14 protein-coding genes are annotated in these 19,923 nt (G+C 42.9%); 8 read left to right on the top strand and 6 right to left on the bottom strand.

Translation table 11 applies throughout. The annotated features are described in order from the left end of the window. Nucleotide 1: 1 nt before the first annotated feature. The 6 genes from PSBA01_RS04590 (at nt 2) to PSBA01_RS13420 (ending at nt 7,061) form a co-directional block, all read left to right on the top strand. The gene (locus PSBA01_RS04590; RefSeq protein WP_186475181.1) at nt 2–847 is read left to right on the top strand and encodes a pilus assembly protein PilX; all 846 of its coding nucleotides are present in this window, start codon (nt 2–4) and stop codon (nt 845–847) included. A gap of 52 nt (nt 848–899) precedes the next feature. Next, nucleotides 900–4,553, top strand: coding sequence for a PilC/PilY family type IV pilus protein (locus tag PSBA01_RS04585; protein ID WP_186475180.1), 3,654 nt, complete (start codon nt 900–902; stop codon nt 4,551–4,553). Between the two features lie 25 nt (nt 4,554–4,578). Next, nucleotides 4,579–5,199: a prepilin-type N-terminal cleavage/methylation domain-containing protein gene (locus PSBA01_RS04580; protein ID WP_323970201.1), complete on the top strand. Its 621-nt coding sequence runs from the start codon at nt 4,579–4,581 to the stop codon at nt 5,197–5,199. Next, nucleotides 5,199–5,615, top strand: a complete 417-nt coding sequence (locus PSBA01_RS04575; protein WP_228724636.1) for a type IV pilin protein — start codon at nt 5,199–5,201, stop codon at nt 5,613–5,615. Before PSBA01_RS04580 ends, PSBA01_RS04575 begins: the two co-directional genes overlap by 1 nt. Nucleotides 5,616–5,935: 320 nt before the next feature. After that, nucleotides 5,936–6,391, top strand: a complete 456-nt coding sequence (locus tag PSBA01_RS04570) for a pilin (protein WP_186475178.1) — start codon at nt 5,936–5,938, stop codon at nt 6,389–6,391. A 199-nt stretch (nt 6,392–6,590) separates the two neighbouring features. Further along, the gene (locus PSBA01_RS13420) at nt 6,591–7,061 is read left to right on the top strand and encodes a pilin (RefSeq protein WP_186475177.1); all 471 of its coding nucleotides are present in this window, start codon (nt 6,591–6,593) and stop codon (nt 7,059–7,061) included. Between the two features lie 89 nt (nt 7,062–7,150). Here the strand turns inward: PSBA01_RS13420 and fdxA are convergent, their stop codons facing one another. Continuing rightward, nucleotides 7,151–7,474, bottom strand: a complete 324-nt coding sequence (gene fdxA, locus PSBA01_RS04560; RefSeq protein WP_011279554.1) for a ferredoxin FdxA — start codon at nt 7,472–7,474, stop codon at nt 7,151–7,153. Nucleotides 7,475–7,571: 97 nt separating this feature from the next. Next, nucleotides 7,572–10,655 (bottom strand): DNA mismatch repair protein MutS, encoded by a 3,084-nt coding sequence (gene mutS, locus PSBA01_RS04555; RefSeq protein ID WP_186475176.1) that lies wholly within the window; start codon nt 10,653–10,655, stop codon nt 7,572–7,574. Between the two features lie 457 nt (nt 10,656–11,112). Between mutS and secA the strand changes: the two genes are divergently transcribed. Both secA and PSBA01_RS04545 read left to right on the top strand, forming a co-directional pair. Further along, entirely contained in the window at nt 11,113–13,905 is a 2,793-nt protein-coding gene (gene secA, locus PSBA01_RS04550; protein ID WP_186475175.1) for a preprotein translocase subunit SecA, read from the top strand. Between the two features lie 232 nt (nt 13,906–14,137). Further along, on the top strand, nt 14,138–14,668 hold the full coding sequence (locus tag PSBA01_RS04545) for a hypothetical protein (RefSeq protein ID WP_071002382.1): 531 nt from the start codon (nt 14,138–14,140) through the stop codon (nt 14,666–14,668). Nucleotides 14,669–14,766: 98 nt separating this feature from the next. Here PSBA01_RS04545 and PSBA01_RS04540 read toward each other — a convergent pair whose 3' ends face one another. From PSBA01_RS04540 to PSBA01_RS04525, 4 genes are all read right to left on the bottom strand, one after another. Beyond that, entirely contained in the window at nt 14,767–15,333 is a 567-nt protein-coding gene (locus PSBA01_RS04540; protein WP_186475174.1) for a YsnF/AvaK domain-containing protein, read from the bottom strand. 242 nt (nt 15,334–15,575) lie between these two features. Next, nucleotides 15,576–16,424 carry a DUF2382 domain-containing protein gene (locus tag PSBA01_RS04535; protein WP_071002380.1) on the bottom strand — a complete coding sequence of 283 codons (849 nt, stop codon included), beginning with the start codon at nt 16,422–16,424 and terminating at the stop codon, nt 15,576–15,578. 456 nt (nt 16,425–16,880) lie between these two features. Next, nucleotides 16,881–18,062, bottom strand: coding sequence for a thiolase family protein (locus PSBA01_RS04530; RefSeq protein WP_186475173.1), 1,182 nt, complete (start codon nt 18,060–18,062; stop codon nt 16,881–16,883). 143 nt (nt 18,063–18,205) lie between these two features. Next, nucleotides 18,206–19,564 carry a homoserine dehydrogenase gene (locus PSBA01_RS04525; RefSeq protein WP_186475172.1) on the bottom strand — a complete coding sequence of 453 codons (1,359 nt, stop codon included), beginning with the start codon at nt 19,562–19,564 and terminating at the stop codon, nt 18,206–18,208. Between the last annotated feature and the right edge of the window lie 359 nt (nt 19,565–19,923).

Here is a 19,923-nt window from a genome sequence, read left to right as displayed (position 1 = left end):
TATGTCTAATTATCATCAGAAGTATCCATACCCTAAAGCACAGTCATTAAATAGCCAGCAAGGTGCGGTACTAATTGTGGTGTTACTGTTTCTAGTATTAATTATATTAGCTGGTGTCATTGCGGTTAAGAGCGGCACGACTGATTTACGACTTGCGACCAGCGATCAGATAAATACCTTGCTAGTGCAATCAGCTGATAATGCCAATCAAAACATCGAACAAAGTATCAATGGTAATAGTAACAATGATATCTATATAGCCATGACATCAAGTGGAGGTCCCTTTGGTCACTTCATGTCAAAGACCAGCAATATCAATGATGAGTATGTCTTTTGTTTTCGTCCACGTGGTCAGTTCTTTGACATTAATAGAGCGACTATAACCACATCAGGTGGTGGTAACGTATTGGGTAATAATAATGGTTATTGTGATCCTGCGGAGCCAGACGATTATGTCAGTCAGCGCAACGCTAGCATGACTCAAGTGAATGTCTCACTAACACCGCCTAACCCCAAATATGAAGCTTTTCGTAATTATACTATTGGACAAGATGGTAGCGAGACTTCTAGTCAAGCCTATATGTTTGATATCAGTACTACTGCCATATTACCGGCTTATGCGGGTGCAGCAGACGCTGCTAAAGATTGTTTTAAACAAACAAGCAAATATGAGAGTGTCAATAATAAAGATGAAACGATTGCTGGATGTATGGCAAAAGCAGGCGTACCAAGCACTGTGTTACATGAGCTTGCCAATGTTGAAAATAAATCTCAGCGTACCAGATGTGTCAATCTAGGAAAAGGCAGCGGTAAAACTACAGAATTGCTTTGTAGTCTAATACCCTAAATTAATAATAGCAGTGGAACAATATTCATACTGATAGCATAAGGACAGGACCATGACACACTCAAATAATAAGCAGGTTACTAAACGTCTATGGCGTACTACTGCCTTATCAGCCGCGTTAGTATTTAGTCTAAGTGGAACCGGTAGTCAAGCAGCTAATAATATTGGTGATTTAGAGATTTATCAAGCGGCAAAACCAGGCGCTGCGACTATATTTATGATGCTCGATATATCGGGAAGTATGGGTATAGTAAATAGTTACGACAGTATAAATAAAGATTATAATGTAAGCTGTCCATGGAGAGGGTATGGAGAATTAAGTTCTGAGGAAATAAAAGCTTATGTAAAAAAAGATAATGGCAGTACTCAGCTGATTAAGTACAAACCAAAAGGTTGCACTATCACGAGTGGCTGGTGGTGGAATCAAACTACTAAAACTTATTTAGATAGATTATCTCGATTACAAATAGCTCTGATTAATCTACTGGCGGATGAAATATATGTAAATGGCGTAAGAATGCCTGATAGTGAAAAAGGCTCATTACCTAATGACTATGAGATTGGACTGGGCGTCTATAGCCATAATAATGATAGTAAGACGGGGGTTGTGTTAGTCCCTACGGAAGCTTTAACGCCTGACCAACGTATTAAACTGATTACTAAAATTGGAGGTTTAGAAGCAGTGGGAGGAACACCCACTGCCCAAGCATTGGCAGAAGCAGGCGCCTATATGATGGGAACGACAACGAAGAATTCTTCATATAGTAGCTACAGCGGTTTCGCTAACTCTGTAGTTGAATCTAAGAACCCTAAAGACCAAACAAAGTATAAATCCCCTCTTAATTCCAGTGAATGTAGTGGTAATGGTATCTATCTGCTAACTGATGGTATTCCGGGAAGCTCTAGTAATAATGTAGCTAAGGCAGTAATGAATGCTTCTTTAATAGGAACCTCTGCAACTTCCACAGTAAATCAATGTAATAGTTTAAGTGGCGAAGATGACCAAGCTTGGGGTTGTATGGCGGAATATGCTGGATTACTTCGTAATCATACCGTTTCGGGTGCTACTCCATCAGCACCAAGAAAGAGCTTACCTATCAACACAGCAACAGTGGGGTTTGGTAGTGAATTTAAAGGACTGAATGTCCTCAAAGATATTTATGTCAACGGTACACCAGAAAAAATAATAGACTGTGAAAGAGGTAGCATTTCAAGCAATGAAACAAATATTCGTAATTTATGTAGACTTGGTGAACGTAAAGATGATAGAGCTACAAAGCAAGTCTTTGGTGGTGGGGGCTTTTACTATACCGAAGAGTCTAAAGATATCGCTGCAAGTATTACAGATTTTGCAGCAAACTTGGTACAGGTGATTAATACTGCTCCATCAGGAACCATCACTATTCCTAATGATCCATATCGTGCATCCAACCAATTAGCTTATGCTTATCTACCTATGCTCGACCCTGACATTGCTTCTACATCAAGTATTTGGAATGGTAATCTCAAAAAATATAAATTAAATCAAGGCACTCTATTTGGTAAGAATGATCAGAAACTATATAAAGATACCTCTGGTGAGCTTAATTCTGATGCTCCTGATTTATGGCAAAATGGTAATTCATCAGGTAGTAATAAGATTGATGTAGGTGGTGTCTATGCTCGCTTAAAGGCTCCAAATTCAGCTAGTAGTATGCGTACTGTCTATGTAGAAGACTATACTTCAAAAGATGATAAAACACCCATATTACGCAAATTAAGCGTTGTTGATGGTAAAGCAGTAGGATTCGACGCACTAGTAGATGTGGATAAAGATGCAGATACAGGCACATACAATCAACTCAATAAGCGCCGTATTCTTAGCTTTTTAGGCTTTGATAATCTATTAAATGATAGGGCGCTAGCTAAAGACAATGTAAAGGTTGAAGAGTTAACGCTAACTGCACCCACTAAAGAAATAAAAGTCTTAGGCGGTGTTGTACATTCAACCCCTGAAGCTGTTTCTTATTCCGCTACCTTAGATAATAGTGGTCGTATTATTGATCCTCGTGATGACTACGTACTTTTTGGCTCTATGGATGGTGCACTACATATGGCGGACGCTGAAAGTGGTGAAGAAACATTTGCTATTATACCGAGACAAATAATTATTAACCAAGCAGAAGCTTTAGTTAGTGATTCAAAGAAGCGAGAAGTTGGCGAACCTTATTTTGGCGTTGATGCGCCATGGCTGGTAGTAACCGATTATAAGTATGATCTGGATTCTACTCCTAAAAAGGTTACTGTAGATGAGAGTTCAGGTAAAGGTATGTTCGCATACGGTGGTTTGCGTATGGGAGGTGAAGCTTTTTATGGAATGAAAATCACCAAAAAATCTGCTCCAGAAATGCTATTTACTATCACTAAAGATGGTTTGAGCTCTACCGATAAAAAGGTAATCAAAAAAGAAGGTTTTGAACGTTTAGGACAGATCTGGAGTAAACCAACAGCCGCTAAGATTCGTATAAATAAAGATGATGCAAATCCTACTGATGTACTAATCTTTGGTGGGGGCTATGACAAGGCTTATGAGAATGATGGATACGTAGCAACCTCTCTTTTGCCTGCTAAAGGTAATGCCATCTATATGATCAACGCAAAAACTGGGGAGCTAATATGGTCAACCAGTGGTTTAATTGAGGAGGGTAAGGATGTCAGTATGTTTCATAGCATCACTGGTGAGATCACAGTACTTGACAGAGATAATGATGGCTTGACCGATCATATCTATGCCGCTGACTTAGGTGGACAAGTATTCCGTGTTGACTTACAAAATGCCCGTACTGATAAATTTGGCTTTGAAGAAATTACAAAGTTCTCAGCTAAGCCGCCCATCCGTATATTAGATGCTAGCCCTAAACTTAGCGAAGCTAAATATGCTTATCGTTTTTATGAACGTCCAGTGGTAAGCTTTTATCGTAGAGAAGGTGGCCCTGATAATGGGAAGCTTTTTGCTCTAGTAAATGTTACTTCTGGTAACCGTAGTTCACCACTGTCTGAGCTACGTACGGACAATAAGTATGCTAATCGTGTCTACGGTATTATTGATAGTGATGTAACGAGGAGTGATCTTTATACGCTTACTAAGCGTAAGGTGGAGAATTTAACAGAGGAAAATTTAGTTAATCTAGCAACCACGCTTGGCCCTCAGCCTAATAAAGAGAAAAAAAATGATACTAAGGAGCTTATGATTACTGGTAGTAGTCAAGGTTGGTTCTATCCGCTGATCCGTTTCGACGGCAAAAATGGCGAAAAGCACATTAAGGGTATGGGTGATAGTGCTGTGATTAATAGTTTGTTGTATACAACAGTCTATAATCCTACAAAACAGTATGGTAGTCCTAATAAATGCTCAGCTAGGATTGTAGGTGGCTCAGAGCGTCAGATGTACTGTTTACCCTACGGTATTTGTTCGGAAGAAACGTCGATAAATGGGACGGGTGGCTTTATACCGGCAGGTCAAGGCATACAGGAACTAGCCCTAGGGGCGTTTAATAAAGACAATACTAATTTAAAAGTGTTGATTGGTACCACTACTTTAGCAGAACGTATAAAAGCAGATAATAGAGTCGATTTCAATGGTGGTGGAGATGGTAGCGGCTCTGAATATATATTCAGTGAACGTTATACTTTCCAGCCTAAAGCTTGGTATGAACGCTCTCAATAATGAGGTCGACAATAGGACGCCATCTATGACATTGACAAAATCAAAATCAATGAGTGTGAGTAATAATAATCAGCCTAGCAACTCCAATAGAATCAAAGTTAGTGGTGTAAGTGGCTTCACGCTCATCGAGCTAATGGTCGTCGTCGCAATCATCGCAATATTGGCGGCTATTGCGCTTCCCAGTTATCGGCAATATGTGATTAAAAATGCCGAGCGTGAAGCTCAAGCTAAGATGCTACAACTTCAGATTCAGCTAGAGCGCTGGCGAGCAAAATCATTAAGCTATCGAGGATTTCAGCCGCAGATTATTAACAGTGCCAATAATGAAACAATTTATGGGTATAACAAAGACAACAAGATTATTTATGTCCCAGATGGTAGCGATGGTACTAATTATCGTTATCAAATTACTCTCGTTGAAGGCGTATCTAGTATCGATCCTAATAGTAATAAGATGACGGCCCATTCTTTAATGACTCCTGTAACAGGTAGGTCTTGGAGGATGTTTGCTGAACCTAGCAGCAGCTATAATACTGGACATAAAATGCTACTTGCAAGTGCTGGTCTACGGTGTAAGACCAAGGATATTGAGAATAAGATTACAGCCATCTCTATTAATTGTGGTACTTACTCGGAGGGATGGTGATGCAAAATTTCACCAATGACAATAAAGGCTTTACATTAATAGAAATGATGATCGTCGTCGCCATCATTGGGGTACTGGCAGCTATCGCTTATCCTAGCTATCAAGGCTACATAGAGCGCGGCCATCGCACCGATATGATGAGTGAGATGCATAATATCGCTAGTACTATCGAAAGTCGTAAATTGGCACAAGGTAAGTATAACAGTGTTGTTACGACAGACTTGGTTAACAACTACCCTCAAAATGATGCACTCTATACGGTTGCAATCGATCCAAATCCACTATCATCTACATGGATCATCACGGCAACTCCTATACCTAACAAGCGAATGAAAAATGATGAAGATATCAGCTTGGACTATCGCGGCTACAAATGTCGTGGCACAACCTGTGGTACTGGTGATGAATGGAAATAGTCAGTACTGATATTTTTACTATGACAAAAAATGTCAGTATTGATAAATTCGCTTTTTTAAAAAATACATAAGCTGACAATTTTCAGTAATCTAATAGTAACATGAATAAGAATGTATGAGTATTAATGTGTTTTAAACAATAGTAATGACGACCCAAAGTATTTTTTTGATAAAAAATGAGTTTAAATTTGGGAAATAGTAAAAATTGGCATAATAAATGCTCTGTTTAGGATAAGAAGCAAATACACTATATAACGGAAGGTAAGTTGGTAGCACAAAGCTAGCTAGGTTATTTTCTTATTATCCAAAAAGGAGTTCTTATGAACGCTCAAAAAGGTTTTACCCTAATCGAACTAATGATCGTGGTTGCCATCATCGGTATCTTGGCGGCAATTGCTATTCCTGCTTATCAAGATTATATTGGCCGTTCTCAAGTAGCGGAAGGTCCAGCTTTATTGGGAGGGTTAAAAACACCAATAACTGAGCAAGTAGGAAATAAAGGTATCACAGCGGGATGTGCCCTTCCTGATGGAGCTGTGACAACAGGTAAATACATTGCTAGTATTACTGCTACTCCTACAGCTGCTACTGGAGATGGTGCAACAGGTGGAACATGTGCTTTACTAGCTACATATCAGAGTACTGGATTGAACGATAATGTAAAAGGTAAGACTATGACTTATACTTATACTAGCTCTACAGGTGCTTGGACTTGTGTGTCTAATTTAGCAGATAAGTTTCGTCCTAGTTCTTGTGATGCACCACCTGCAGGTTAATAATAAACCGGTATTAAACAAAGGTTAAGGTTTGATAGCATGAGCTTTATCCTATCTTAAAGCTTTAAAATGAAGTGTACTAATAGAAGCCAAACGCACTGTTTGGCTTTTTTATGTTTAATAACTGGCTAATCGCCCCAAGCCTAACTGGCATACTCTCTGCACCATAGCAGTTATCCCATTAATTGATAATAATGCTATGAAGTATCAACATAATACTGCCGCAAATCGTCATCTGACACCATCAGGCAGCGCGCAATCTGGCTATACCTTGATAGAGCTAATGATCGCCGTCGCTATCATCGGTATCTTGGCAGCAACAGCGACCATCAGCTATCAGACGCAGGTCAGAAAGACCCAGATCATAACTATTTATAAAGAAATAAATCAGTATCAAATGCCATATCGCACACTGATTGACAATGGCGCAGGGGTGACAGATTTTAGTCCTCGTGGGCTGAATATGCCAGCCCAGACCAAGTATTGTCAGTTTAGTGTCACAGCACCGCAGGCTGGCAGTACGACAGCAAATGCTATTATTTGTCGTATTCAAAACCTGCCTTATTTGCAAGCGCAGATGCTCAGCCTTGATTATTTAGCGGATGGGACGTGGCAATGTCGGGCAAGTGCGGGTATCAAAGACGCGTATCTACCACAAGCTTGTCAGTAGTTATGATAAAAAACCACCGAACAGCAGTTGCCGCTCGGTGGTTTTTTATTGACGGGATTTATCCACGCGTCAAAGTGCGATCAGGCTGCCTACTTCTCTAAATACTGAATCTTACCCTCAACGCCGTCCCATTTGGCGGCTTCTGGCATCTGCTCTTTCATTTCAGTAATGTTTGGCCATTTTTGCGCCAGCTCTTCATTTAGCTGAGTGAACATCTCTTGCCCTTTAGGCACTTCATCTTCTGAGAAGATGGCATTGGCAGGACATTCAGGCTCGCATAGTGCGCAGTCGATACATTCATCAGGATCGATGACAAGGAAGTTTGGTCCTTCATAAAAGCAGTCCACAGGACAGACTTCTACACAGTCGGTGTATTTGCAAAGAATGCAGTTATCTGTAACGACAAAGGTCATAGTAATGTCTACCTGTTATTGATTTGGCTTCTGGCTAAATAGAATAGTCGAAAATAAAGCGTATTTTAGCGCCTTTACTACGATTTGACAATTCCCTTTAGTGACCAATGATTTTTTTCAAATGATAGATTAAATCGTGCGCTTGTTTGGGTGTCAGGCTATCAGGATCAATGGCGCTGAGTTCGTCTTCTATGCTAAATAACTGATTTTGCTTTAGATTACCCGCTGTATTTGGTGATTGTATCGCGTAACTACTTTGTGGTTCTAGAACAACATCGTTGTTAGACTCCCGCTGTTTATCCTTTACTGACTTAGCTAAGTCATTTTTATCATCAATAGTTTTTTCATTTTCTGCTTTTAGATTGTCTATCAAGTAACGTTTGGCATCATTTAATACTTGAGTGGGGATACCCGCCATCTTCGCGACATGCAATCCAAAACTAGAGCTTGCTGCGCCCTCGCAGATCTGATGAAGGAGGAGTAGCTGACCATCGATCTCACTGGCGGCGACGTGGACGTTACGAATCTCGTCACTTGTCTGTCCCAATTGCGTCAGTTCAAAATAATGAGTGGCAAATAACGTCAGGCAGCCAATATCGACTAGACGGTTGACACAGGCATGAGCGATTGCCAAACCATCAGTGGTGGCGGTGCCGCGTCCGACTTCATCCATCAATACCAGTGATTTATGGGTCGCTTGATTTAATATATTGGCCGTCTCTATCATCTCAACCATAAAGGTAGATTTACCACCAGCCAGATCGTCCGCTGAGCCGATACGGGTAAATATCCGATCAATATCGCCAATATGAGCATACTCAGCGGGCACAAAGCTGCCGCAATGAGCAAGCAAAACAATCAGCGCTGTTTGGCGCATATAGGTAGACTTACCACCCATGTTAGGGCCAGTGATGAGAAGCAGTCTTTCAGGGTGTCCTTCATCAGTATTGGCACGACCCAGCACGCAGTCGTTCGCGACAAAATGGTTTGTACTTGATGCAGCACCGTTTCGATTGTTCGCGTTCGCTTGATTTAACGCCGCTTCGACCACGACATGACGACCTTGGCGGATATCAATATGGGTCTGATTTTTGGCTATAGATTTATTTTGATTTTCTGAAACTCCTCCCATAACTGGGCGTTGCCAATGGTAAGTCGTCGCAAGCTGCGCCCAATTGCTCAGGACATCTATTTGGGCAATAGCAGCACTCAACTGTTGTAGTTCAGCCAAGTTCTCGTTTAGTTGGTTTAGCAGCGCTTGGTACAGCGTTTTTTCACGAGCCAATGCCAGAGACTGGGCACTCAGATATTCTGTCTCGACCTCTTTTAATTCATCAGTAATAAAACGCTCACTACTCTTGAGTGTTTGCCGACGGATAAAGTGGGCAGGGGCGTTCTTTGCTTGCATCTTAGGCAATTCAAAGTAAAAGCCACTGACTTTATTAAAGCCGACTTTTAGACTCGGTAATTGATTGTCTTGACGCGCTCGCTCTACCATCTCATCCAATGTCACTTGAATATTGTCGTGCAAATGGGTCAAACGATCAAACTCTTCATCATAACCGGCAGCTATCATACCGCCATCACGGATATGTGCAGGTGGTTCAATGACAATGGCGCGCTCGATTAACTCAGCCACCGCTTGAACGGCTGGCAGCCTGGCAGGCAATTGCTGCATCAACATCGGCAATAAACCAGCGTCTTCATGGCTGATACCTGACGCTGTCAATAGAGTGGTAATCTGGGCGCTACTCCCGATACCGTCAGCAAGCTTGCGTAAATCACGAGGTTTGGCACTCATCAGCCCGATGCGACTGCTGATTCGCTCAATATCGCCAATGGTATTCAGTGTTTCTCGTAAACGTGTCACCAGTGAGCTATTTTCTGAATTTTGATTCGAGTTACCATCCGCATTCAATAGGGACGTTATCGCGTCTAGACGCATATTGATGCGCGCATGCTGACGCAGTGGACGCTTCATTTGCTGTACGAGCAGTCGCTTGCCCATTGGCGTTTGACAATGGTTAAGGACGGATATTAGGGAAGTACCGCTACTACTGACTGGACTAAATAACTCAAGGTTTTGCTGACTATTGGCATCAATAATCAAATAATCGTCACTGTATTCAACGATCAGCTGATTGACTTGTGGCACATGGCGCTGCTGCGTTTGCTGTGCATAGTGAATTAGCGCAGCACAGCTCGTTTGCGCCAGCAGGTTATCTGCAATACCCAAACCATCAAGACGTTGCACCTCAAACTGCTGACAAAGCGTGTCGCTCGCGTGCGTACGGTGAAAGTCATTGGCCGCGACTTCTATAATAGGGCAGTCCAGATGTTGCCGTAACCACAGCATCCACTCTGCATCAGTGCCATCAGTGCCGCCAATGCTATCGCTGAGTGCTTCACTAATGATACATTCACTAGGCGCAAAACGAGCAAGTACCGTCAGCATTTGAGTTTGCAATCCATCTATATCGTTTTTATCTGCTATTAGCGTCTGGGTAGTCAATGTACCTGCAGCTAGATCCATTTGGCTAACAGCTGCTTGTAACGTCTGGCTATTATCTTGCGTTTTTAAATGAGCAATATCGATGGCGACGACAGTCGGTGTATGGTTTGGTGCGATTAATGCATCATCAGTGATGGTACCTGCTGTCAGCGTTTTGACTACTTCACGGCGCATGATGCTACCGGCCGCCGATTTACTTTTGTCTTTTTTTTGCTTGTCGCCCATCGCAGGGACATTGGCCTTATTGTTACCACTGCCAGCATTGGTCGTTGTTGACTCGTCAATTTGTTCACAGACGACGACCGTTTGCCCAGCCGCGATGAGGCGTGCCATATAGCTATCGGCTGCATGAAAAGGAACGCCCGCCATCGCTATTGGGTTGCCCGCTTTATCCGTACCACGACGCGTTAGGGTGATGTCTAATATTTGCGCCGCCCGCTTAGCATCATCAAAGAACAGCTCATAAAAATCCCCCATCCGGTATAGCAGCAATGCTTGTGGATAGTTGGCTTTCATGGTTAGATATTGCACCATCATTGGCGTATGATCTGCTAAGTTATAGACGGTATCGCCGATGCTTAAACAGTCAGATGTATTTGGTTTTGATAAGGCATTATCTGATTGAGTAGAAATAGATGAATGATTTTGGACGGACGGCTTTACGGTCATGCAGAGTCTCATTATGTTTCGATAGATTTTTATTAAATAGCATTTGCGGCAGCTGGTTTCGGATTAGCGCCAGTTTTATAGATTGTTTTGGTACGATAGAGTTGATATAACAAATGCGCCTGGTACGTACCGAAGAAGGATATAACGATTAGATTTAGGCTAGATTATATCGACAGCGCCATATGACAGTTACCTCATAGCTATCACATACAGGCGCCAAAAAAGCTAAGAAATTTAATAAAGTAAGCGCTATTTTAACACGTCCTGCTCGGTTTTTGCCTTGGCAAATATCTACTCACCGCCCTTGTATCCATCAGCGCCATAACCATATATAATGACGGCACACTTAATTGGGCGATACTAAATTAGGTAGTACTTAGTCGGGTAATGACAAGGCCACGAGCTAAGCTTTGGCTAATGCGCACTAATTATCGAATATTCCATAGGTCAAAAAATTATGTTATCAAAGATTGTAGGCAGTGTGGTTGGCACCAAAAATGACCGCGAACTAAAACGCATGCGTAAAGTGGTCAGCAAGATCAACGCACGAGAGGCTGAAATACAAGCCCTGTCTGATGAGCAACTACAACAAAAAACGGCAGAGTTCAAAGCCCGCCACCAAAAAGGCGAAAGCTTAGATGCACTATTGCCAGAGGCATTTGCCGTCTGCCGCGAAGCCTCATTGCGTGTCAATGGTATGCGCCATTATGACGTACAGCTGATCGGTGGTATCACCTTGCACGAAGGCAAAATCGCTGAGATGAAAACGGGCGAAGGTAAAACCCTAATGGGCACCTTGGCGATGTATCTCAATGCCATCAGTGGTAAAGGCGTGCATTTGGTCACGGTCAACGACTATCTTGCGGCGCGTGATGCGGAGCTCAACCGTCCGCTCTTTAACTTTTTGGGCATGACTGTCGGCGTGATTTACTCACAGCAGCCGCCACAAGAAAAAATCGACGCCTATCAAGCTGATATCACGTATGGTACCAACAACGAGTACGGTTTTGATTATTTGCGTGACAACATGGTCTTTAGTCTAAAAGAGAAAAAACAGCGTCCGCTGAATTTTTGTATTATCGATGAGATTGACTCAATCTTAATCGATGAGGCACGTACGCCGCTGATTATCTCAGGGCAAGCCGAAGATTCATCGCGCATGTATGCGCTGATTAACACCATCATTCCACGGCTTAAGCGCTCAAAAGACGAAGAAGCCAATAAAAACAACGAAGATGAAGATTTTTGGATTGATGAAAAAAACCGTCAGATTGAGATTAGCGAAAAAGGCTATGAAAAAATTGAGCGCTTCTTAGTCGAAGTGGGCGAGCTGGGTGAAAACGAAAGCTTATATAGTCCAAGCCGCTTGCCGTTGTTGGCTCACGTCCAAGCTGCCATTCGTGCGCATCATGTGTTTGTCAAAAACGTCCACTACATCGTCGATGAAGGCGAGGTGGTCATCGTTGATGAAAACACAGGCCGTACTATGCCTGGTCGCCGCTGGTCAGAAGGTCTGCATCAAGCAGTAGAAGCCAAAGAAAATGTTGAAATCCAAGCAGAAAACCAAACGCTTGCGACCACGACATTCCAAAACTACTTCCGTCTATATGACAAGCTGTCTGGTATGACGGGTACCGCTGATACTGAAGCGGCAGAATTTAAATCTACTTACGATCTAGATGTCATCGTCATTCCAACGCATGAGCCGATTGCTCGTATCGATATGGATGATCAGATTTTCTTAACCAAGCTAGGCAAATACAAGGGTATTATCCGCGAGATTAAAGACATTCAAGCCAAAGGTGCACCTGTGCTGGTCGGTACAGCGACCATTGAAGCCAGTGAAGAGCTGTCTTATTTGCTCGATCAAGAAGGCGTGAAGCATAACGTCCTAAACGCCAAGCAGCATGAGCGTGAAGCTGAGATTATCGCACAGGCTGGTAGCCCAAAATCAGTGACAATCGCCACCAACATGGCAGGTCGTGGTACGGATATTATCCTTGGTGGTAATTGGCAGTCGTTTATTGAAGATGTGGATTCGGTCAGTCCAGAGGAGATGCAGCGCCTAAAGTCTCAGTGGCAAGTGAAGCATGACCAAGTGGTAGCGGCTGGCGGTCTACATATCATTGGCTCTGAGCGTCATGAATCACGACGTATCGATAACCAGTTACGTGGTCGTGCTGGTCGTCAGGGTGATCCTGGGATGTCACGCTTTTTCTTATCGCTTGAAGATGATTTGATGCGTATCTTCGCAGGCGATCGCGTGGTCAATATGATGCGTGCCATGGGTCTAAAAGAAGACGAAGCCATCGAGCACAAGATGGTGTCAAAATCAATCGAAAACGCGCAAGGTAAAGTTGAGAGCCGCGATTTTGATGCGCGTAAGAATCTGTTGAAATACGATGACGTTGCCAACGAGCAGCGTAAAGTTATCTATGGTCAGCGTGATGATTTGCTCGCCGAAATGGACTTATTAGAAGCCATTGAAGTGATGCATCATGAAGTTTATAACGCCATGATCAACCAGTTCATTCCGCCTGGTTCTATCGACGATCAGTGGAACATTGACGGATTAGAAGATGAGCTTGAGGACGAGTTTAAAGTCACGATGCCGATCAACGATTGGCTAGATGAAGACCGCCGTCTAGATGAAGAAGGACTGCGTGCCAAGATTATCCAAACAGCCATAGACCGTTATCACAGCCGCCGTGAACAAATGGGTGAGCAAGACGCCGCCCAGCTTGAGCGTCATTTTATGCTACAGAGTCTAGATAAGCACTGGAAAGAGCATTTGACACAGATGGATCAGCTGCGTAAAGGTATCCATCTACGCGGCTATGCGCAGAAAAACCCTGAGCAGGAATACAAGCGTGAATCATTTGAATTGTTCCAAATGATGCTTGGGGCGATTAAGTCTGAAACGGTACAAGATTTATCACGTGTTCATATCCCAACCAAAGAAGAGCTAGAGGCGTTGGAAGCTCAGCAGCGTGAGAATGCTGCGCATATGCAAATGCAGTTTGAACATGATGACGTAGATAATTTAGATAGCAACGTAAACAGTGCAGCCGCTCAGCCGCAACCACAAAACCGCAGCCTTAGTGGTACGGCAGCAGCTGGCGCTGCTATGGCAGCCAGTGGTAGCAACGCCAATGAGCCAAACCCGTATGCTGGTATGAATATTAGTCGTAATGCCCCTTGTCCTTGTGGTTCAGGGCTCAAGTACAAACAGTGCCACGGTAAAATCTAATCAGTATGGTCTTTTAATCATTAGCAACTATGATTAAAGTCTGTAGACTGCTAAATAGTAAGCCCTTATCTCAACCAGATAGGGGCTTTTTTATATCTTATCAAGGCTGCTTGTTCTATAATTTACCGTTCTATAGCAGATGAACACTTTGTATTGATTGCTTACAAATTCAGCATAGGCGTGAATTTATGGACACGCTATAGTGTTTAGCATATTTATTTGGGAGAGCGTTATGAGTTTAGAATTATTAAAAAAATTGCGTACCTCAGTCGCATTGACGGGGTTGCTCGCTGGTGCATTAACGATCAGTGCCTGTCAGCAGCAATCAGAGCCAGAGTCAAGTATGGAAGATGGTGTCAATGCTGAAGAATCTGTACCAATGTCAGCTGAGCCTGCTGAGCCAAGTGATGTCGTTGTAAATACTGAAGATGCCTCACTTAATGAAGTAGAAGGTGATACGGTCGCATCGGTAAACAGCAGCGTGACGCAGGTATCGTATCTGTGCTCACCTGAGCTAAAAGTTGAAGCGACTTATAAAGAAGATGCCAATCAAGTGGTCGTTGCCACTGATATGGGAACAGTAACACTGAATCAGACCAATGAAGGCAGTAATCCAGAAGTGTTTGAAGTTGCCACAGGGTTAGATGGCGGTCAAGGGTTTACTCAGTGGCGTGTGGCGCATGAAGAACGCGAAACTGGTGTCATGCGTACGGCGGGTGCAGATGAGTCAACCGTGAATACGTTTGAATGTAATAAAGTATAAAAGCTTGATTACTACGTACCACACAAAAAAAGCAACGCTGGTTTGGCATTGCTTTTTTTTGTCAGTGATTTATATGCTTGCTATCAACGCCAAAGGGTTTATTTTGGTCGAGTAGCATTGGCTTCATGTGCCAAAAACCCTTCTTCAGTCACATCGAGCTCTTCATGTTTCAACTCTACTTGAATATTATCGGTATGGATATGTGTGCTCTTATTGACTTCAATTTCTTGGATGGCGTAGGTATCTTTGGTAATAGTCGCTACTTGGCGTGATAGAACGATTTCAATCGGATCATCGCCAATCTCTATTTGTTTACCATTGACGGTCACCACGGCTTTACTATCAAGTGATAGCTCAACATGACGCAATATGTCTTTTTCGTCGTAATGGCCAGACAGTAAGTCTTGACTCTCTGCATCATGGTATTCAGTACGAATCGTAATGTACTCTTCTACTAATTCGATAGGGACGTCGATAGTTTTGGTGCGGGCATGCTTGGTGACAGTCACTTTACCAACGTCTAGGCGCTCTTTATTGATGACAGGTCGCTCTTCTAATAGCTCCAAATGTCCAACATTGACGACATTGGAGGTTTCATCAGCTAGTGTGCTTTTTTGGCTTTCCAAATCGTCTTGGTATAAGTTTTCTGTATGGTCAGTAGTCATTTTTATTTCCTTATAATTATAAAATGATGAATCGGGCAAAATGCAATGTTAACGAATGATATTGAATTTATTACTATCATTAATCATTACTATAATAACTCACGTCCCCATATTATCGATACAAAAAAGACCAGAGACATGCTCTGGTCTTAATCTGCTAAGTCAAAATGCTTAGCTACCTATTATTATCACATCTCATAATGAAATCACAATGTCATTAAAAGACGCAAAGTATCAGGGTATTACATACCACGAGCGCGGCGTACATCATCTGCTGTGATGTCATCACGGTTAACTAAGTTGCCTTCACGGTCGACCACATTACCGTCATTATTAACGTCTAGCTCTTCGCGCTGGATAGTCTCAACGATAGTTTCAGTATGACGCTCTGTTGTTTTACCAACATTAACTTCTTCAGACACATAAGTATCTTTACCAACACGAGCACGTTCTGCTTCTAGTTCAACTTCAACGGTATCATTAACGTCCATATCACCGATGCGGCGGTCTGTTGGGCGATCAACGCTAGTGCGCTGAATATCAGCATGTTCTTCTTCTAGCTCAACCTCGACATTACGCTCTTCAGTCACAACATGTTTGCCAACTTTGACAAGACCTGCAACGATACGGTCTTTATTGACAGTTAAACGCTCTTCTAGAAGCTCTAGTGTGTTTGGTGCATCATAAGAATGGTCTGCGATGTCTACGCGCTCTTCAGCTGGAACGGTATCAGCAGTAAACGCTTGACGGTCTTTTTCGTATTGCTCTTTATAGCTGTACTGATAGTCGTGGTCATATACTTCCATGGCTTCTACTTGAGACTTGGTCAAGCTATCGAAGAAAACATCATCACCAACAATACGAGCAAGACCCGCTGGTACTAATACCTCTTTTGAGCTAAACCAGCCACCTGCATCAACGATTAGGTAACGAATACGGCCAGTAGTGTCTTCTACTAACGCACCTTCAATTTTACCAATTTTTTCTTCATTAACGCCGTAAGCAGTTTTGTCTGTTGGATCATAATAGTCATCACCGATTAGGTCACGATGAGTGGCTTGAATATCTTTTAAACGGATTAGTTGGCTCATTATTGTCTTCCTTTTTTATGAGTTAGTATTTGTAAAAATTATTTTATAAATGGATATTCTTAAAATTGCTGATGAATACTTATTTTAAATTCTAGGCAAAAATTACTTCAATAATCGAACTTCAATAAGTAAGTTAAGAGATAGGTCACAACATCTCTGCATCAACTTGTAGCCATCCTAACATTATGATTTTGGATGAAATACATGAGCAAGGTAGCAAAATGTGCGCTTGGGGTAATTACATGTAATAGGCTGTAAGTGGTATAACATAGGTGGGGTACAACTTAACGAGCCTTAACACAAAGAAATGTTTGAAGTTAACGCTGAATCAATAGACACAAAAAAACCGCAGAGCAATGAGCAATGCGGTTCTTGAACAAAGAATAAATACCAATAAATGCGTGAAGTTAAATGTTACGTATTATCTGAACAAAGACACGCTAGTATTACTTTTACTTAAGGAAGCTCAATAGCAACGGCAACTGCTTCGCCGCCACCAATACAAAGTGTCGCAACGCCTTTTTTGCCGCCGGTACGCTTGAGAGAATTGATGAGTGTCACTAGGATTCGTGCACCTGAACAGCCTACTGGATGACCAAGCGCACAAGCGCCGCCTTCAACGTTAACTTTGGCGTGGTCGATGTTTAGCTCGTCCATAGCCGCCATAGTGACCATCGCAAAAGCTTCGTTAATTTCCCATAGATCCACATCAGCGACTGACCAGCCAGCATTTGCTAGTACTTTTTCGATGGCACCGATCGGAGCGATGGTGAATTCGCTTGGGTGACGAGAGTTTGAAGCAGTGGCAACGATGCGAGCTTGATAATCCAGACCTTCAGCCTTTGCTTGTGACTCTTTCATGACGACGACAGCAGCAGCACCGTCTGAGATTGAGCTGGCATTGGCTGCAGTGATCGTACCTTCTTTTGCAAATGCTGGGCGTAAGCTTGGGATACGATCAGCATTCGCTAGGCCTGGTTGCTCATCAGTATCGACCGTTTGCTCGCCTTTACGAGTTTCAAACGTCACAGGCTCAATTTCATCTTTGAAGTGATTGTCTTTGATAGCGGTTAGCGCGCGACTGAGTGATTCGATGGCAAACTCATCCATCTTTTCACGTGTATAGCCTTTTTTATCCGCCATTTCTTGAGCGAACATACCCATGAGCTTACCAGTCTCAGCATCTTCTAGGCCGTCTAAGAACATATGATCTTTGACTTCTTTGTGACCCATGCGGTAGCCACCACGCGACCCTGGCATCAGATACGGTGCATTGGTCATTGACTCCATACCACCAGCTACAGCAACATTGAAGCTACCAGCTTTGATGCCATCATGTGCTTGCATGACGGCTTTTAGACCTGAGCCGCATAGCTTGTTAATGGTGACCGCGCCAGTCGCGTCAGACAATCCAGCTTTGCGCATGGCTTGACGGGCAGGGCCTTGACCCAAACCTGCAGTCAAGATACAACCCATGATTACTTCATCAATATCATCGACACTAACGCCTGAGCGTTCGACAGCGGCTTTGATTGCAGCAGCGCCCAATTCGCTAGCACTCATGTCTTTTAGTACACCTTGGAAGCCGCCCATTGGTGTACGTGCGCCGTTTAAGATTACAATTGCATCATTTGACATCGTTATTATTCCTTATTTACGTATTTTAAATGAAAGTGCCTCATAGAGAGGTAAGGGCTGGTTCGCTGTTACCCTCTATCAGTTAGCATTTGCCTGACTCACTGATAAAGGGAGTGATAAGCGTGGCTTGCTAAAATTATGTTTTAAGCCAGCTCATCTAAGCGAATGCGTACTACTTTATCAGTAATGGTCTCTAATTTTTCAATTTTTTCGATAGCGAGATTCATCTGACTCTCGACCACAGGTAGGGTTAAGATAATGACAGGTACTTGACCCACTTTATGCGCAGGTTTCTGTAGAATGGCATCGATATTGATACCTGCATCGCTTAGGATGCGAGTGATGTCCGCTAAAACACCTGGGCTATCATAAGCATGTACACGTAAGTAGTAACCAGTAATCATCTGCTCAGCACGTAATATTGGTGTGTCTGAGAGTTGCTCAGGGATAAATGCTAAGTGCGGTACATGGTGTCCACGATTGTTTTGCTCGCTGCTGTTTTGCTCGTCGCCACTTTTGCTACCTAATACACGGACGAGATCCATGACGTCGGCCATCACTGCCGAAGCAGTAGCACCAGCACCAGCGCCATCACCGCAGTAGAGTGTTTGCCCAAGTGGATGTGAGTTGACCAATACCGCGTTTTTTACGCCATTGACATTGGCAAGCAGTGCATCTTGTGGAATAAGCGTTGGATGTACACGCAACTCAACGCCAGCATCATCACTGTTGCCTTGACCATCACGGCGTACTGCAAATCCTAAATGTTTGATACGATAGCCAAGCTCTTCGGCGTAGTTGACATCTTGTAGTGTGATACCAGTGATGCCTTCACAGTAGACTTTGTCAAACTGTAGCGGGATACCAAAGGCAATCGAGGCAAGCAAGGCTAGTTTGTGCGCCGCATCGATACCTTCCACATCAAAAGTTGGATCTGCTTCTGCATAACCCAGCTCTTGCGCCTCCTCTAGTACGTCGGCAAATGGGCGATCTTTGTCACGCATTTCGGTCATGATAAAGTTGCCAGTACCGTTAATGATACCTGCGAGCCAATCAATTTTATTGGCAGCAAGCGCTTCGCGCATCACTTTAATAATTGGGATACCGCCTGCCACCGCTGCTTCATAAGCAACATGGACATTATTTTCTTCAGCAAAGGCAAAAATCTCATTACCGTGTTCAGCCAATAGCGCTTTATTTGCAGTTACGACATGCTTACCGTTTTTAATAGCTTGCATGATGACGTCTTTAGCCAAGGTCGTACCACCAATCACTTCGATAACGATATCGACATTGTCGCTTGCCGCAATTGCCATCAAGTCACTGCTTTGCATGATGCTGGTATCAATATCATCACGCTGACGGCGCGTACCCACTTCGGTAACAATAATATCGCGTCCACTACGGCGTTTTAGCTCATCTAAATTGTCATTGATTAGGTTGATCACACCTGTTCCGACGGTGCCTAAACCAAGTATCGCTAGTTTGATGGAATTGCTCACAGTATCCTCAAGAGGTTAAATATAATGAAGCGGGCATAACGCTGGGGCAATAGCAAATGAGTCTGCGGCATGACACCGGCAGTCTATAGGCATTTTCTAGTGCTACTTTGCATACATACTTCATTATAGTTGAATAAAAAATGCTCAGATAAAAGGGTATTGCTAATTTTGCATCGCGCTTTATCGTATCATACCGACAAGCAGTTGTGACGTCTACACAATGTCGATAAGGTTATATAGGGTATAGATTATAGAATAACTATCGTGCTCATCTGTACTTGGCATACTCAGGTATTGCTCAAGCGATGCTGTCTTATATTTAAATCCATTCATATAAATAATAGATATTGGAATACATC

Source organism: Psychrobacter sp. KCTC 72983, from assembly GCF_014280455.1.
Classification (GTDB): domain Bacteria; phylum Pseudomonadota; class Gammaproteobacteria; order Pseudomonadales; family Moraxellaceae; genus Psychrobacter; species Psychrobacter pacificensis.
Note: the sequence above shows the minus strand (reverse complement) of the source record. Positions and strands in the feature narration are given on the sequence as shown.

What these genes read in the sequence shown, in the direction of transcription:
- PSBA01_RS04590 (WP_186475181.1), top strand. Translation starts at nt 2, where the DNA reads ATGTCTAATTATCATCAGAAGTATCCATACCCTAAAGCACAGTCATTA.
- PSBA01_RS04585 (WP_186475180.1), top strand. Translation starts at nt 900, where the DNA reads ATGACACACTCAAATAATAAGCAGGTTACTAAACGTCTATGGCGTACT.
- PSBA01_RS04580 (WP_323970201.1), top strand. Translation starts at nt 4,579, where the DNA reads ATGACATTGACAAAATCAAAATCAATGAGTGTGAGTAATAATAATCAG.
- PSBA01_RS04575 (WP_228724636.1), top strand. Translation starts at nt 5,199, where the DNA reads ATGCAAAATTTCACCAATGACAATAAAGGCTTTACATTAATAGAAATG.
- PSBA01_RS04570 (WP_186475178.1), top strand. Translation starts at nt 5,936, where the DNA reads ATGAACGCTCAAAAAGGTTTTACCCTAATCGAACTAATGATCGTGGTT.
- PSBA01_RS13420 (WP_186475177.1), top strand. Translation starts at nt 6,591, where the DNA reads ATGAAGTATCAACATAATACTGCCGCAAATCGTCATCTGACACCATCA.
- fdxA (WP_011279554.1), bottom strand. Translation starts at nt 7,474, where the DNA reads ATGACCTTTGTCGTTACAGATAACTGCATTCTTTGCAAATACACCGAC.
- mutS (WP_186475176.1), bottom strand. Translation starts at nt 10,655, where the DNA reads ATGACCGTAAAGCCGTCCGTCCAAAATCATTCATCTATTTCTACTCAA.
- secA (WP_186475175.1), top strand. Translation starts at nt 11,113, where the DNA reads ATGTTATCAAAGATTGTAGGCAGTGTGGTTGGCACCAAAAATGACCGC.
- PSBA01_RS04545 (WP_071002382.1), top strand. Translation starts at nt 14,138, where the DNA reads ATGAGTTTAGAATTATTAAAAAAATTGCGTACCTCAGTCGCATTGACG.
- PSBA01_RS04540 (WP_186475174.1), bottom strand. Translation starts at nt 15,333, where the DNA reads ATGACTACTGACCATACAGAAAACTTATACCAAGACGATTTGGAAAGC.
- PSBA01_RS04535 (WP_071002380.1), bottom strand. Translation starts at nt 16,424, where the DNA reads ATGAGCCAACTAATCCGTTTAAAAGATATTCAAGCCACTCATCGTGAC.
- PSBA01_RS04530 (WP_186475173.1), bottom strand. Translation starts at nt 18,062, where the DNA reads ATGTCAAATGATGCAATTGTAATCTTAAACGGCGCACGTACACCAATG.